The sequence below is a fragment of the Kribbella sp. NBC_01245 genome, assembly GCF_036226525.1.
Taxonomy (GTDB): Bacteria; Actinomycetota; Actinomycetes; order Propionibacteriales; family Kribbellaceae; genus Kribbella.
Map to the genome: position 1 here is coordinate 1813360 of NZ_CP108487.1, position 14378 is coordinate 1827737.

The 14378-nt window shown below is 67.9% G+C and carries 11 protein-coding genes; 6 read left to right on the forward strand and 5 right to left on the reverse strand.

All coding sequences use genetic code 11. From position 1 onward, the window contains the following. Positions 1–68: 68 nt before the first annotated feature. Together OG394_RS07960 and OG394_RS07965 are read right to left on the reverse strand one after the other, a co-directional pair. Positions 69–836, reverse strand: a complete 768-nt coding sequence (locus OG394_RS07960; RefSeq protein WP_328994358.1) for a YaaA family protein — start codon at positions 834–836, stop codon at positions 69–71. Further along, positions 833–1774 (reverse strand): aldo/keto reductase, encoded by a 942-nt coding sequence (locus OG394_RS07965; protein WP_328994359.1) that lies wholly within the window; start codon positions 1772–1774, stop codon positions 833–835. Before OG394_RS07965 ends, OG394_RS07960 begins: the two co-directional genes overlap by 4 nt. 103 nt (positions 1775–1877) lie before the next feature. On the opposite strand from OG394_RS07965, the gene pepN reads away from it, so the two are divergent. Then, entirely contained in the window at positions 1878–4325 is a 2448-nt protein-coding gene (pepN, locus tag OG394_RS07970; protein WP_328994360.1) for an aminopeptidase N, read from the forward strand. 237 nt (positions 4326–4562) lie between these two features. Then, positions 4563–5954, forward strand: a complete 1392-nt coding sequence (gene sepH, locus OG394_RS07975) for a septation protein SepH (RefSeq protein WP_328994361.1) — start codon at positions 4563–4565, stop codon at positions 5952–5954. Here the strand turns inward: sepH and OG394_RS07980 are convergent. After that, on the reverse strand, positions 5951–6616 hold the full coding sequence (locus OG394_RS07980) for a hypothetical protein (RefSeq protein ID WP_328994362.1): 666 nt from the start codon (positions 6614–6616) through the stop codon (positions 5951–5953). The genes sepH and OG394_RS07980 overlap by 4 nt on opposite strands. A gap of 45 nt (positions 6617–6661) precedes the next feature. Here OG394_RS07980 and OG394_RS07985 point away from each other — a divergent pair, with 45 nt between their 5' ends. From OG394_RS07985 to OG394_RS40035, 4 genes are all read left to right on the forward strand, one after another. Further along, positions 6662–7300 (forward strand): TetR/AcrR family transcriptional regulator, encoded by a 639-nt coding sequence (locus OG394_RS07985; RefSeq protein WP_328994364.1) that lies wholly within the window; start codon positions 6662–6664, stop codon positions 7298–7300. A gap of 183 nt (positions 7301–7483) precedes the next feature. Next, positions 7484–7918: a hypothetical protein gene (locus OG394_RS07990; protein ID WP_328994365.1), complete on the forward strand. Its 435-nt coding sequence runs from the start codon at positions 7484–7486 to the stop codon at positions 7916–7918. Between the two features lie 251 nt (positions 7919–8169). After that, positions 8170–12033 carry a discoidin domain-containing protein gene (locus OG394_RS07995; protein WP_328994366.1) on the forward strand — a complete coding sequence of 1288 codons (3864 nt, stop codon included), beginning with the start codon at positions 8170–8172 and terminating at the stop codon, positions 12031–12033. Positions 12034–12137: 104 nt separating this feature from the next. Next, on the forward strand, positions 12138–12347 hold the full coding sequence (locus OG394_RS40035) for a hypothetical protein (protein WP_442914300.1): 210 nt from the start codon (positions 12138–12140) through the stop codon (positions 12345–12347). A gap of 219 nt (positions 12348–12566) precedes the next feature. On the opposite strand, the gene OG394_RS08005 is transcribed toward OG394_RS40035, so the two are convergent. Together OG394_RS08005 and OG394_RS08010 are read right to left on the reverse strand one after the other, a co-directional pair. Next, positions 12567–13022, reverse strand: a complete 456-nt coding sequence (locus OG394_RS08005; RefSeq protein ID WP_328994368.1) for a carboxymuconolactone decarboxylase family protein — start codon at positions 13020–13022, stop codon at positions 12567–12569. A gap of 78 nt (positions 13023–13100) precedes the next feature. Next, positions 13101–14378: an ROK family transcriptional regulator gene (locus OG394_RS08010; protein ID WP_328994369.1), complete on the reverse strand. Its 1278-nt coding sequence runs from the start codon at positions 14376–14378 to the stop codon at positions 13101–13103.

Here is a 14378-nt window from a genome sequence, read left to right on the forward strand (position 1 = left end):
CCCACGACTCGCTGTCCAAACCCTTCCCCACCGGGCCGCCAACGGAAACCACCAAGCGGTGAACCTTGTCAGTCCCTTTCGACGACGGTCAGAGTCCAGCCGGTGGCGGCCCGCTCGAGCTCGGCCGTCCAGCGCTGCGCGATCAACGCGTGGATTCCCTGCGGACTGCGCGGGTCCTTCCCCGACTCGAGCAGATGCCGGGCCACCTCGCCCCGCGTGTGTTTGGCGTTGTGCGACACGACCGACCGCTTGCCGTCGCGCTCGCGCACCACCGAGACCGAAACCCACCGATCGGCCTGCGTTCCACTCGGTCGCCAGGCCGCGACGTACGTCGACGAGCGGCAATCCACGATCGGCCCATCGCCGGCGGCCAACCCGAGTGACTCGCCCAACGGCTCGCGCCAGACCGAGGCCAGCGGCCCGAGCCCCGGCAGCGTCGTACCCATGGAGAGCCTGTACGCCGGGACGCGGTCGGCCATTCGCAAGGCACCCCACGCGGCTGAGACCACCAGCAGCCGCGAGCCCGCTCGCCGTTTGGCGCCGGGTGACAGCGTCGAGAAGCCCAGGGCGTCGTACAGCACGCCCGAGTACAACTCGGAGGCCGGGACGGACGGCTCGGTGCGCCAGCGGGTGTTGCGCTCGACCTCGGCGGCGAGCGATGGTCCGACGTCGAGGACATCTTCGGCGTCCGCGCTAGCACTGACCTTGGCGAGCGCCTCCAGGACTGACTCGCGGACCGGGTTGAGCTCCGTGAACGACAACGACGGCAGGTGGACGGGCTTGCCGCGAGTGCGCCCGGTCTTGCCCTCGGATGGCGGCAGCAGGATCAACGTCATAGCTCGTCCAGGGCGACGAGGTCCTCGGCGGTGGGCTGCCAGGCGCCGGCCGCGACGTTCGCCTCGACCTGCTCGGGCCGGGTGGCGCCGGCGATGACCGAGCCGACGGCCGGTTGAGCCGCGAGACCACCGATGGCCACCTCGATCATGGACAGCCCGCGCTCCTTGGCGAACCCCTCGAGCGTCTCGATCCGGTCGAAGTCGGCGTTTTCGAGTCGGGAGGTCTGACTGGCCAAACGGGTGCCCTCGGGCGCGGATTCGCCGCGGCGGTATTTGCCCGTGAGCAGGCCGAACTCCAGCGGGAAGTACGGCAGGATCCCGACGCCGACGTGCTCGCAGGCCGGGATCAACTCGTCCTCGGCGGATCGGTCGTACAGGGAGTATTTGTTCTGGGCGCTGATGAACCGCTGGTGTCCACCGGCCTGAGCGGTCCAGTCGGCGTCGATGACCTCCCAACCAGCGAACTGGGAGCTGCCGATATACCGAACCTTGCCCTCGGCAACCAGCTCCGACAGCGCGTCGAGGGTCTCGTCGATCGGCGTCTGCGGATCCGGCGTGTGCAGTTGGTAAAGGTCGATCCAGTCCGTGCCGAGGCGCCGCAGACTCGACTCGACCGCCTTGCGGATGTACCGCCGGGAGCCGCGGACACCCCAGTCCGGCCCGTTCGCCCCGCGCATGTCCATGCCGAACTTGGTCGCCACGACCACGTCGGCCCGGTTGGCGCCGAGGGCCTGGCCGAGCAGGGTCTCGCTCTCGCCCGGCTCACCGCCGTACACATCCGCGGTGTCGAACAGCGTCACGCCCGCATCCAGCGCAGCCCGCACCACCGCCGTCGTCTGGTCGGCGTCGATCCGGCTGCCGAACGCGTTGCAACCCAGACCGACCACGCTCACGGTCAGGCCCGAATCACCCAGCTGGCGATGGCTACTTTCAGTCATGGGAGAACAGTAGTGGTCCGTCAGCGGTGATTCTTGAGTGGTGGCGGACCACGGAATTGCCGCCCGGACAGTTTTTGTCCGAGGCACCACATAGCATCGGGGCATGCCGAGCCTCACCGCCGAGTCAGCCCGTACCCGGGCGGCCGCACTCACCGTTCACTCGTACGCCGTCGATCTCGACCTGACCACCGGGGACCACACCTTCGGGTCCACGACCAGGATCCAGTTCGCCGCGACCAATCAGGCCAGTTGGCTTGACGTCAAACCGCACGCGCTCACCTCGGTGACGCTGAACGGTGAGGCCGTCGACGTGGCCGGATTGTCCGATGGCCGGCTCGAGCTCAGTGGGCTCAAGGCGGAGAACGAGCTGGTCGTGGTGGCCGAGATGGCGTACTCCAACGACGGCGAGGGCCTGCACCGCAGTGTCGACGTGGCCGACGGGCTCGTCTATCTCTACGGGATGTCGTTCCTGGACGCCGCGCCCCGGATCTTCGCCTGCTTCGATCAGCCCGACCTCAAGGCGCCGTACAGCTTCAAGATCACCGCGCCCACCGAGTGGATCGTCCTCGGCAACGGTGCCGCCACGCAGGTGTCGCCCGGCCGCTGGGAGCTGGCCGAGACGAAACCCCTCTCGACGTACTTCGTCACGCTCGTCGCCGGTCCGTACCACCTGGTCAGCAGCGAGCACGACGGCATCAACCTCGGCATCGCCTGCCGCCAGTCGCTCGCGCAGCACCTCGACCCCGAGGACATCTTCGAGGTGACCGGCCAGTCGTTCGACGAGTTCCACCGGCTGTTCGGCTACCGCTACCCCTTCGGTGAGTACCACCAGGTCTTCGTTCCCGAGTTCAACGCCGGCGCCATGGAGAACCCGGGCTGCGTCACGTTCCGCGATGAGTACGTCTTCCGCTCGGCCGTGACCGAGGGCGAGCGCAGCAACCGGGCCCGCACGATCGTGCACGAGATGGCCCACCAGTGGTTCGGCGACACCGTCACGATGCGCTGGTGGAACGACCTCTGGCTGAACGAGTCGTTCGCGGAGTACATGGCCTACCGCGTCGCCACCGCCGCCACGCGCTACACCGACAACTGGCTGGACTTCGCCTTCGTCCGCAAGTGGTGGGGCATGCAGGCCGACCAGCGCTCCTCGACCCACCCGGTCGCCGGTGACGCGGTCAAGGACGCGGCCGGTTCGCTCGAGGACTTCGACGGCATCTCCTACGCCAAGGGCGCGGCCGTGCTCAAGCAGCTGGTCGCCTACCTCGGCGACGACGTCTTCCTCAACGGCGTCCGCGCGCATATCAAGGACAACGAATTCGGCAACGCCGCGCTCGCCGACCTGCTCGCGAAGTGGACCGAGGCCGGCGCCGTCGGGCTGGACGAGTGGGCCGCGCAATGGTTCCGTACGGCGGGGCTCGACACGATCTCGGCTGAGCGGACCGCCACCGGTGTGCGACTGCACCGGGCCGCGCCGGAGGGCTCGACCGCGCGCCGTCCGCACCAACTGACCGTCGGCGGGTACGACGAGACCGGGCGCGCGCTGTCCGTGCCGGTGCTGCTCAACGCGGACGCCGTGGACGTCGAGCTCGACCCGGCGATCGCTGTCGTCGTGCCGGATGCGCTCGACGACTCGTGGGCCAAGATTCGCCTCGACGAGAAGAGCCTCGAGAACCTGGCCAAGGTGCTCCCCCACATCAGCGACGGTGCCACTCGCGCCGTGATCTGGAACAGCCTGCGCGACGCCACCGCCGACGCCGAGCTCGACCCGCGCCTCGCGTTCGACGTACTGCTCGCCGCCCTTCCGCACGAGGACTCCGACATCGCGGTCGCGACCCTGGTCGCCTGGGGCCGCAGCCGGCTGCTCGGCCGCTACCTGCCGTACGAGCCGTACCGCGGGCGCCTGGCCGACGTCCTCACGGCACGCCTCGGCAGCACCCCGGCCGGCAGCAGCCTGCAGCTGGCGATCGCCCGCGGCGTGGTCGGCACGACGACCGACACCGGCCTGCTCACGGGTTGGCTGGCCGGCTCCGACGTACCGGTCGGCCTCGCGGTCGACGCGGACCTGCGCTGGCTGATCACGCTCCAGCTCGCGCGGCTCGGCGCCATCGGTGACGCCGAGATCGACGCCGAGCTGGCTCGCGACAAGTCGTCCGAGGGCGAGGTGCACGCGGTCCGCTGCCGCGCGGCCTTGCCGACGCCCGAGGCCAAGGAGCGCGCCTGGGCCCTGATCAGCACGGACGCCGAAGTGGCGAACTACGAGTTGTACGCCGCTTGCGAGGGCTTCTGGCATCCGGCCCAGCTCGAGGTCACCGCGCCGTACATCGATCGCTATTTCGCCGAGATCGCCGGCACCGAGAAGCTGCGCTCCGGCTGGGTGATCGCCCGCACGGCCCTGCTCGCCTTCCCGAACACGGTCATCGACGAGCAGGTCGTCCGCAAGGCCGAGGCACTCGTCGCGGACGACTCGGTCTCGACCGGGATCCGCCGTTCGGTGGGCGACGAGGCCGACGACCTGCGCCGGGCCGTTCGCATCCGCACCGCGTTCAGCTGAAGTACTGAAGTTGGTCCTGTCCGGGGCCGCGCGGCGACCCCGGACAGGAAGCACTTGGTGACACCCTGGTGATGTGTTGCAGGTGTGACTGTTGTGACACGAAGGACCCTGCTGAGCAGGCGCGATGTGCTGCCGTGACGTAACCTCCACAATGACCGTCCGGCACGGCGCGCCGGTCTTGGTCAGGCAAGCATCCCGGGAGAGACTGTCTAGAACCGCACAGGAGAACAGAAGGCAATGCGCGAGGCGAAACTCGTTGGCCTGAGTCCGGATGGCAAGCAGCTCATCCTGGCCGCGGCCGAGACGGGTGAGGAGTTCGCCGTACCGGTCGACGACCGGTTGCGTGCTGCCCTGCGCGGCGACCGTGCCCGACTCGGCCAGCTGGAGATTCAAATGGAGAGCGCCCTCCGCCCCAGGGACATCCAGGCGCGGATTCGCGCCGGGGAGAGCCCCGAAGCGGTCGCGGCGGTCGCCCAGATGCCGATGGAACGGGTGATGGCTTTTGCCGGCCCCGTCTTGGCCGAGCGCGACCACGTCGCCAACCTCGCTCAGCGTGCCTCCGTTCGCCGCCGCGGTGGCGAGGGCCCGACCCGCAACCTGGGCGCCTGGGTGACCGAGCGCCTCCGCGGCCGTGCCGTCGACCCGGCCAGCGCCGACTGGGATGCCTGGCGCCGCGATGACGGCCGCTGGGCGGTGCGCGTGTCCTACCAGGCGGAGGACATCGAGCACGTCGCCATGTTCGCGTACGACGCTCCTGGGCGTTATGCCGTGCCCGATGACGAGGAAGCGCGCTGGCTGGTCGGCGAGCAGACCCAGGTCATCGCACCCCAGCAGCCCGAGCGACGGCTGACCGCGGTGGTCAACACCATCGACATCGCGCCGGACCACATGGCCGACAGCTACGAAGCTGGTTTCGAGGCTGGGTTCGAGGACGCCATCAGCATCACCCGGGAGCGCCCCGCCAACCCCGCGAACCGCGACGAGTCGCGCGACCAGCGTGGGCCGCGGCGGTTCCAGTCGGTGCCGTCGACGGCTGAAGGCTCGCCGGATGAGGAGCCGACTCTGATCAACGTCGGGCCGGTCGATCCGCCGTCGCCGATCCGGGGCACGGTTCGCACGGTCGAGCGTTCGCCGGAACCACCGGTCGAGGTCCCGGTCAACCCGCCGGCCGAGCGTCGGCCGGAGGCACCCGCGGCCGAGGCTCCCGCTGCTCCCGTCGAAGCCCCGGCTCCCGCGGCACCTGCGACGCCCGCTGCTCCCGCGGCTGAGACGAACGTGGCCCGGCTGGCGCCTGCGCGCAACGCCGAGACCGCCGACGTACAGGCTCGTGAGACTGCTCGTTCGGAGTCGTTCCCGCAGGCAGCGCCGGAGCGCGGCAACCGGGTCGAGCGACCGGAGCCGCTCGACGCGCTGCCATTCGAACCGGCCGCACCGGAAATCCCGACTAGACCTTCAGCGCCTACGGCCCCGGCTCCCCAGGCGCCGAAGGCTGATGAGCCTGACGCCAAGGGCGAGGTAGCACAGGAGACGCCGGCGCCTGAGCCGAAGAAGAAGCCCGCCCGCCGGGGTTCGAAGCGGGCGAGCGTGCCGAGCTGGGACGAGATCATGTTCGGCAAAAAGGCCGACTAGACCTCTGCACGATCAGGAGTTCCGCGCTTGATCAGGGCGGTTCCGTAGCTGAAGAGCCAGACGACCCAGAGCAGCCAGCCGGCCAGGCCGATCAGCCCGAACACTCCGCCGCGGGCGACCACCAATGGCGTCAGTACGGCGGAGAGCAAGGTCAGCGCGGCAGCCGTGAACCCAAGCGTGCGCTGCCACGGGCGGATCAGCCCGCAGCGAAGACCGGCAATGGACAAGCCCGTCAACGCGAGGGCAAGGAACGTGCCGTTGATGGTGAGCAGCGCGTCCTCCAGCGGCCAGAGCGCCGCCGCCTGCTCCGGCTGCTGCACCAACGCGACGCGCGTCGAGATGACGCCGACGAACACCGCGGTCTGGAGCAAGAGGCCTGCGACGCCGACTACAGACCACGCCTCGTTCCGCTCGCGTTCCTGCGGCCAGAGAGTCGCGAACGCGCCTGCGGCGAACAACACCACGCAGAACCAGGCGATCGGAGTGAGCGCCGAGGACAACCCGACCAGACCACCGTGATCGGCGAAGAACGCGGTGACCTCGTCGAGTTCGGCGCCGGATGTCGGATGTCCGGCGGGGATTGTGATCAGGTTGGCTAGCACGATCGTGGTGGCGAAGCCGATGGCGCCGAAGCCGCCCACGCGATTGAATTGACTTGTCATATATTGATTATTACACCCGTAAAGTGAATTCGGCGAGAGGGTCGTATGAGCGAGGAGCCAGGCGAGTCCGACGGCGGCGAGCGGCGGCGGTACGAGTCGTTGCGGCGGACCGCGCAGGCACAAGAGACGCGAGCCGAGATAGCTCGAGCAGCGCGGCAACTGTTCCTTGACCGCGGCTGGTCAGCCACGACCGTGCGAGATGTCGCGCGGGAGGCCGGCGTGTCAGTCCCGACCGTCTACGCGACGTACGGCAACAAGACCGGGCTGGCGCTCGCGCTGGCCGACGCGGCCGACCTCTCCGCGGATCTCCCCCGGCTGCTCGACGAGCTGGCGTCGGCGGATCCACGCGGCCAACTCGCCGCCATGGCCGCGTACGACCGCCGCCTCTACGAACGCGCCGGTGACGTGATCGGCCTGGTCCGCGACGCCGGCCGAACTGAACCCGATCTCGCGAGCACGTACGTCGACGGCCGCCGCCGAGCCGACGAGGCCCACCGCCAGGTCTTCACCTCCTGGCCGGCCGGAACCCTCCGCATGGAGGTCGACCAGGCGCTCGACGTCTATGCGGCACTGTGCACGATCGACGTCTTCACCACGCTCACCGGCGAACGATCCTGGTCCCCGGACCAGGTCCAGAGCTGGTGGGCCGAGACCCTGCCACGCCTCCTGCTGACCGAGGAGTAGTCGCGTCGTCTCAGATTGTGGATCGGGTTGGCAGTGAGCCAAGGTTCTGCCATCATCGATCGCACTATGCGAATTACCTGTTGTCTCTGTTGTTGTCGCTGACGTACGCCGTCACCGGCGTGCGAGGCCTTGCTCCAAGCCCGACGCCAACAACACAGATCACAGGAATCCGGATTCGCCACGATGAAACTCTCGTCTTTCGCTGACCTGCTCGCCTCGCGCGGTCTCGAACTGCTGCCCGGCTCGTCCGCCGTACCGGTCGAGCTGCTGGTCCGGCTCCCCGATCGCACCATCGCGCACTTCACCGCCCGCGGTACGACGCTGCGCCTGCGCCTCTTCGCCGAGCACGCGCTCGCGAACGTGGTGATCGCGCCCGAGTGCGGTTGCGCCGATCACCACCCGCAAGTCGGCCCAAGCCGCCTGGTCGTCGGCGCCCACGCCGTACCGCTGGCCGAACGCGTCATCGACGGCGAACTCACCTTCGGCTGGCAACACCACGAGGCCGGCCTCCTCCGCCTCCCCGACGCCGCCACCCACTTCTTCACCCTCTTGGAAAACCTCACGCGTTCCGCGGCCGCCCGCACCACCCCCGCCCGCGCCCTGGTCAGCGTCGCCTGACCTGCGTGCTCGGCGGCCGCCTTCCCCTTCTTTGCGTTCATTCGTCGGAATCCGCCCTCTTCCGCCGCGTGCAGGTGCCGGTCCACTGAGCAGAGAGGGCGGATTCCGACGAATGAACGCAAAGAAGAGCACCGGGTTGACGAGGTCTTGAATTAGTAACACGCATGGTTTAACTTAACCGGCACTGTGACGGCCGGGTCAGCTGAACCGGTTGTCAGCCGCCGCTCGGGCCGCCCCCTGGAGGTTTGTCGATGACCGTGCGCCGTCTGCTAGCGGGACTGCTGCCCACCACTTTGCTGCTCGTCGCGCTCCCCGCGCCGGCGAACGCGGCCCCGAACTTGTACCCCAGCGGTGTCGGCGTCGACCTCGGTCCGACCCCGACCACTCTTGGCGTGAAACCAGCCGCCGGCGAGGATCCGGCCGGCCTGCAAACCGGCACCGAGCAGGGCAAGACGTACTGGCGGACCAACCGCGCCGCCAACACGGAGTTCCTGTCGTTCGACGTGGATCGGGACTACGTCGAGGCGCTGAGTACGAACGACGTCGTGGTGACGGTGACGTACCTCGATGCCGGCTCAGGCGTACTCAAGCTCCAGTACGACGCCGAGGCCGATCCGGCCGCGAACGCCACCGCCATCCCGCTGACCAACGAAGGCGGCTGGAAGACCGGCACCTTCGACCTCGCGGACATCGAGTTCGCCGATCGCCTCGGTGGTGCCGACCTGCGGCTGACCGGTGATGCCGACATCACGATCGCCGCGCTCCGGATCAGCACCGTCGGCGCGAGTGTCCAGCTCGGCGCCAACCCGCAACAGGACGGCGTCAGCGTCCGCGCGGGCGACCGTGGCGAGGGCCTGATCACCGGCGCCGAACAAGGCCGGACCTTTTGGCAGACCAACCTCGCCGCGCCACCGCCGGGCACGGGCTTCTTCTACCTCAACGTCTCGGACACGTTCCTGTACGACAACAGGAACCTCGTCCTGATCAGCATCGACTACTTCGACGAGGGCAACGGCCGCCTCGGGTTGCACTACGACTCCCCCGGCGACGAGCTGATCGACAAGTTCAAGCCGTCGGCGGTGTTCCAGTACGGCGATACGAAGACCTGGAAGACGCACACGTTCGCGCTCGACGACGCGGTGATGACGAACCGGTCGAATGGGTCCGACCTGCGGATCCACGTCGGCGACGGCACGGTCGACCTGAAGGTGGCCGCCGTACGGATCGCCAAGGTCGCGACCACGCTCAACCTGACCGAGGGCCTGCAGAACCTCATCACCGAAGCCGCCCGCGTCGAGAAGGCTGCACGCGAAGGCACGCGCGACGGCCAGTTCCCCGTCGGCAGCCGCGCCACTCTCCGACAGGCCATCGACAAAGCCCGCGCCGTCGCCGCGAAGCCGGGTGTGACCGACACCGAAGTCAAGGCCGCGCTGTACGAGCTCGACGGAAAGCTCGCCGCCTTCCGTGCCTCGGCGGTCGACACGAATATCGCTCCATCGGGTACGGCGTCCGCCAGCTCAGGCGGCGGCCCAGCTCAGGTGATCGACGGCAACCCGGCGACAGTCTGGACGAGCGACGCCGGCACGACCGGTGAGTGGCTGCAGGTCGATCTCGGTACGACGCGCGCCATCAACGACGTACGGGTCAACTGGGCCGGGGCGTACTCCCCGGACTACGCGGTCGCGCTGTCGACGGATGGCGCGAGCTTCACCCCTGCCGGGCGGATCGGCTCGCCGGGCGGCAACCAGACCAGCCGCACGCGCTTCGCGACCACCACGGCCCGGTACGTCCGGGTGATGCTCGACAACTACGCACCGGGCGGAAGCACCTTCGCGGTGAAGGAGCTCCAGGTCCGCAACGTGCCGGTACCGACACCGCAGTCCAAGCTCGTCCAGACGGTCAACCCGACCGAGGACGGGGTGATCGCGGACTTCGACATCACCAAGTACGGCGTGGACCGCACCGGGCGGGCGGACGCGACGAAGGCGATTCAGCGCGCGTTGTACGACTGCCAGGACGCGGGTGGTGGCACGGTCTGGCTGCCAGTCGGCAAGTACCGCGTGACCGATACGCTCGAGGTGCACGCGTTCTGCACGCTGCGCGGCGATCGACGCGATCCGGATGTTGCCCACGGCAACTACGGCACCCTGGTGGTCGCCGATCTCCCGACCGGCGGCGACGCGCCCCTGTTCCGGATCGGCGGCAGTGCCGGCGTGATGGGGCTGACGACGTACTACCCGCGGCAGAACGCGACCAGCCCGGTCCCGTACGGCTACACGTTCGAGGTCCCCGGGAACGCGTGGATCGGCAACGAGAACTACATGATGTCGACGGTCTCCGACGTCACGATGCTCAACTCGTACAAGGGAATCGGCATCAGCACGTTCGCCAATGACCGCGGCGGCTCGCCGGGCTCGAGCCAGGTGCACGAGTCGACGACCATCCGCAACGTGAAGGGCACGGTCCTGTTCGAAGGGACGCGCGCCTACAACGGTGCTGACGTCGGCACCTGGGAGAACGTGACCTTCAGCAACGCCTACTGGGCCGCAGTGCCAGGTGCGCCGACACGGGCTGCCATCGACACGTGGACTCGAGCCAACGGCACCGGCTTCGTACTCGGCGACTTGGAGTGGGACCAGTTCCACCGGATCAGCGCGAGCGATTACAAGGTCGGCATCCGCGTGGTGGCCGGGCAGCGCGCGAGCTTCACTGGGAGCTTCCTCCAGCCCGAGATCCGCCGTACGACGACAGCGCTCCTGGTCGACGAGATGGACGAGCGCTGGGGTATGACGTTGGCGGGCGGGCGGCTCGAGGGCAAGATCCAGAACGACTCGCGTGGATACGTGAAGATCACTGGTACGGACGTAGAGGGTGAGACCTCCGGCACGGTCTACCGGATGGCGGGCGCGGCTCCGACGTACACGCCGGGTCCGTTGCCGAGTCCAGCGCGTCGGGTGCTCTACAGCGCCTCGGCGGCTCCGCACGGCGTCGGGTATCTCCCGAGCGCTGACGCGACCGGTGCAATCCAGAAGGTGCTCGACAAGGCTGCTCGTGAAGGAGGTGGCATTGTCTATCTGCCTGCGGGTTGGTACCGGATTAGCACGCGTCTACGGGTTCCGGCGGGCGTAGAGCTTAGAGGTGCGTCAGCGGTTCCGAACCGGGATCAGTCGGGCACTAGCGGCGGTACGGTCCTCCACGCGTTTGAGGGTCGGAACGCGCCTGCGACGGCTCCAGCGCTCATCACGCTCGACGGCAACCGTGCGGGCGTACGCGGGCTACGGGCGTTCTACCCCGAGAACAACCCCGGTAAGGCGGAAGGGCTCGTCCCTTACCCGTACACCGTTCGCGCCAACGGCACGTCGACGTACGTCGTCAACGTGGGTCTGCCGAATGCGTGGAACGGTCTGGACTTCGCGACGTACCGCAATGACGGGTTCGTCGTACGGAAGCTCGCGGGCGCGTTCTTCGACAACACGATTGCCGTGGGCAACAGCAAGAACGGCCGGATCGAGGGCATGCTGTCCAACGGGAACGCCGTCACCCGAGTCGGTTACCAGGTGCCGCATTGGATGACCGAAGGGGACATCTTCGCGCTGGTGATCGACAAGTACATGCGCAAGCAGGCGAAGCTCGTCACGGTTGATGGTGCGACCAACCTGAAGATCTTCAACATCTTCGGGTACGGCTTCCACGATGGTCTCAAGGTCACGTCGGGCGAGGTGGACGTGTTCAACATCGGCACGGACAACCTCGGTTCGGATGGCTTCACCATCGCGGTCGCGGGTGGAGACGTCGATGTCACGAACGTTGCCCGCTACAACGGTTCGACCAGCACCGGGCCGGTGAAGCTGCGCAACGTAATGGCGATCAACATCGTTGAGCGGGCGATCAGCGCTAAAGCGGAAGCTGGTGGCACAGTCGTTCTCCAGGGCAACGAATCCGCGCCTGGGCGGTACGAGCCGGGCGTGACCGTCACCGCGTCCGCGAAGGCCTCGGCCGGATACGCGTTCCGCGACTGGACGGTCGATGGCACTGTGGTGTCGACGTCGGCCGACTACACGTTCACGGTCGGCAGCACTGACCTCGTCGTGACCGCCAACTTCACTACGAATTAAGGGAGTTCACCTGTGGAGCATTCCGGTTCGATCCGGGCAGTGCGCTGGTGGCGAAGACCATTGCCGAAGGCGGCTTCGGCAAAGTCACGTCGGCTGTCGCGACCGTGGCCTGGTGGCGCAGCGACGAGTACTACGATTCGGCCGCCTGGCGTGGCACCTGGGCCCTCGACGGCGGTGGTGCGTTGATGAACCAGCCACCGCGACAATTACCTTCGCGAACGGCGCCGTACCGGCCCTCGACGAGCCGGACGGACATGTCACTCAGTACGCCGACATCTTCCAGGCCATCGAGAACTGGCGAGCGCCGGGCGTAACCGTCCAGCACGCCATCGACGCCCTGGCGACCGTCCGCGCCGTCTACCTCGCCGCAACCTTGCAACGCCCGGTCGCCTTCGCCGAAATGCTCGCCGGCAAGTACGACGACCAGGTTGCATTCATTCGTCGGAATCCGCCCTCTCCCGGCCACTGACCTGTGCTGGACCGCGCTGGTTGGAGGGCGGATTCCGACGAATGAATGCATAGGTGGCGGCGGATCAGCCCCAGGCGCCGGCGGGTTCTTTGATGGTGGTGTTGATGCGGTTGAAGAAGTTGGCGGTCGCGATCATCAGGATGATGGCGGACAGGCCCTGCTCGTCGAAGTGGTCGGCGGCGTCGTCCCAGATCTGGTCGGTCACCGCGCCGGGTCGATCGGCCAGCCGGGTGGCCGCTTCCGCGAGTGCCAGCGCGGCCCGCTCGGCGTCAGTGAACAGGCTCGACTCGCGCCAGGCCGCCACCTGGTGCAACCGCTCGTCGGTATCACCCGCCTTCTTGGCGGTCGCGATACCGCCGCTCACGCAGGCGCCGCAGCCGTTGATCTGACTAGCGCGCAGATGCACGAGCTCGAGCGTGGTCTGCGGCACTCCCCCTTGGTGCATGGCCTTGAAGATGTTCTGGATGCCCTTCATCGCGTCAGGCAGGACCATGGCCGGGTTCTTCATACGGGCGTTCATCGTCTTCTCCTCCATCAGTAGGTTCTTGCCCCACTGACGGACCCCACGCCGAAGATGTGACAGCGGCACGCAAAGTTCTTATTTGGGCAGGCGGCGAGCTTGGGTGGAGCCGCCGCCAACGCGGGGGGTGAAGGCGTCGTGGAAGATCGTGGAGGCGGCGCCGATCGCCGCGGCGTCGGCCTGGAGCATCGACTCCTCGACCGCGACGGTCCGGGTGGCCCGGGCGATCGGATGCGAATTCACGGCCCGGTCAATTGACGTCAGGAATTCGGCCGCGATCGTTTTCTCGAATGCCGGTCCACCAAGAACGATCAAGTCGATATCCAGCAGATCAACCAGCCCGACCGCACCTTGCGCAATCACTCCCGCGACTTGCGCAACCGCTTTCCGCGCTGCTTCATCACCATCGGCCGCGGCTTTACACACCGCTTTATACCGACCGGCCTCGTCCTGAATACCCGCATCGGCGGCCACATATCCAAAACCCTCGGCGATGACCGGCAGCGAGGCGGTCGGATTACACTCCGCCATCATTCGGGGACCGCCTGTCGCGTCCCACTCGCCCATCCGCAATGCGCACAATTGCCCGAACTCGCCCGCATTAGCCGTACCACCGCGATAGATCGACCCGTTCAGGATCAACCCACTGCCAACACCCGTGCCCAGATACAGATACGCGAAGTCGCGCGCCCGCGCGGACCGCCCGATCCAGCGCTCGCCAATGGCGGCGGCGGTGCCGTCCTTCTCCACGATGACCGGGTGGTTGAGCCGTTGCTGCAGCAGCTGGCGGATCTCCAGATCGCGCCAGGCCGGTTGCAGCGGCAGGTTGAGCAAGGTGCCGTCGGCGTTGATCGGTCCGGGCACGGCGACACCCACGCCGAGCAGCGTGTCGGTGGGGACCCGGCTCGCGCCGATGACCGATGTGACCGTGGTCGCGGCCAGGTCGACCAGCGTGGCGGCATCCAGATCCGCTGCCAGGGCGACGGTTTCGCGGCTCACGATCTGGCCGTCCAGATCGACGACCGCGACGGTCAGCACCTCGGGATCGATGTGGATGCCGACGGCGTGGGCCGCGTTCGACCGGAGCCGGACCGGTGTGCGGGGCTTACCGAGCCGCTCGGCGCGCTCCTGCGCCTCCTCGACCAGCAGCCCCTGCTGCAACAGGATCCGGAGAATGCGCGAGACCGACTGCTGGGTCAGACCGGTGCGGTTCGAGATCTCGGTCCGGCTGATGATGCCGGCCAGCCGGATCGTCTCGATGATGACGGCCTCGTTGAACGTGCCCAGGTCGTACTGGTTCGCGCCGGAGCGGCGCAGCTCGTCGAGAACGGAAGCGTCCCCGTTGGGCGTGACCAC

Bases quoted from the DNA above. Each gene is read 5' to 3' on its own strand.
- OG394_RS07960 (WP_328994358.1), bottom strand. From the start codon at position 836: ATGACGTTGATCCTGCTGCCGCCATCCGAGGGCAAGACCGGGCGCACT.
- OG394_RS07985 (WP_328994364.1), top strand. From the start codon at position 6,662: ATGAGCGAGGAGCCAGGCGAGTCCGACGGCGGCGAGCGGCGGCGGTAC.
- OG394_RS07995 (WP_328994366.1), top strand. From the start codon at position 8,170: ATGACCGTGCGCCGTCTGCTAGCGGGACTGCTGCCCACCACTTTGCTG.
- OG394_RS07980 (WP_328994362.1), bottom strand. From the start codon at position 6,616: ATGACAAGTCAATTCAATCGCGTGGGCGGCTTCGGCGCCATCGGCTTC.
- OG394_RS07990 (WP_328994365.1), top strand. From the start codon at position 7,484: ATGAAACTCTCGTCTTTCGCTGACCTGCTCGCCTCGCGCGGTCTCGAA.
- OG394_RS07965 (WP_328994359.1), bottom strand. From the start codon at position 1,774: ATGACTGAAAGTAGCCATCGCCAGCTGGGTGATTCGGGCCTGACCGTG.
- pepN (WP_328994360.1), top strand. From the start codon at position 1,878: ATGCCGAGCCTCACCGCCGAGTCAGCCCGTACCCGGGCGGCCGCACTC.
- sepH (WP_328994361.1), top strand. From the start codon at position 4,563: ATGCGCGAGGCGAAACTCGTTGGCCTGAGTCCGGATGGCAAGCAGCTC.
- OG394_RS08005 (WP_328994368.1), bottom strand. From the start codon at position 13,022: ATGAACGCCCGTATGAAGAACCCGGCCATGGTCCTGCCTGACGCGATG.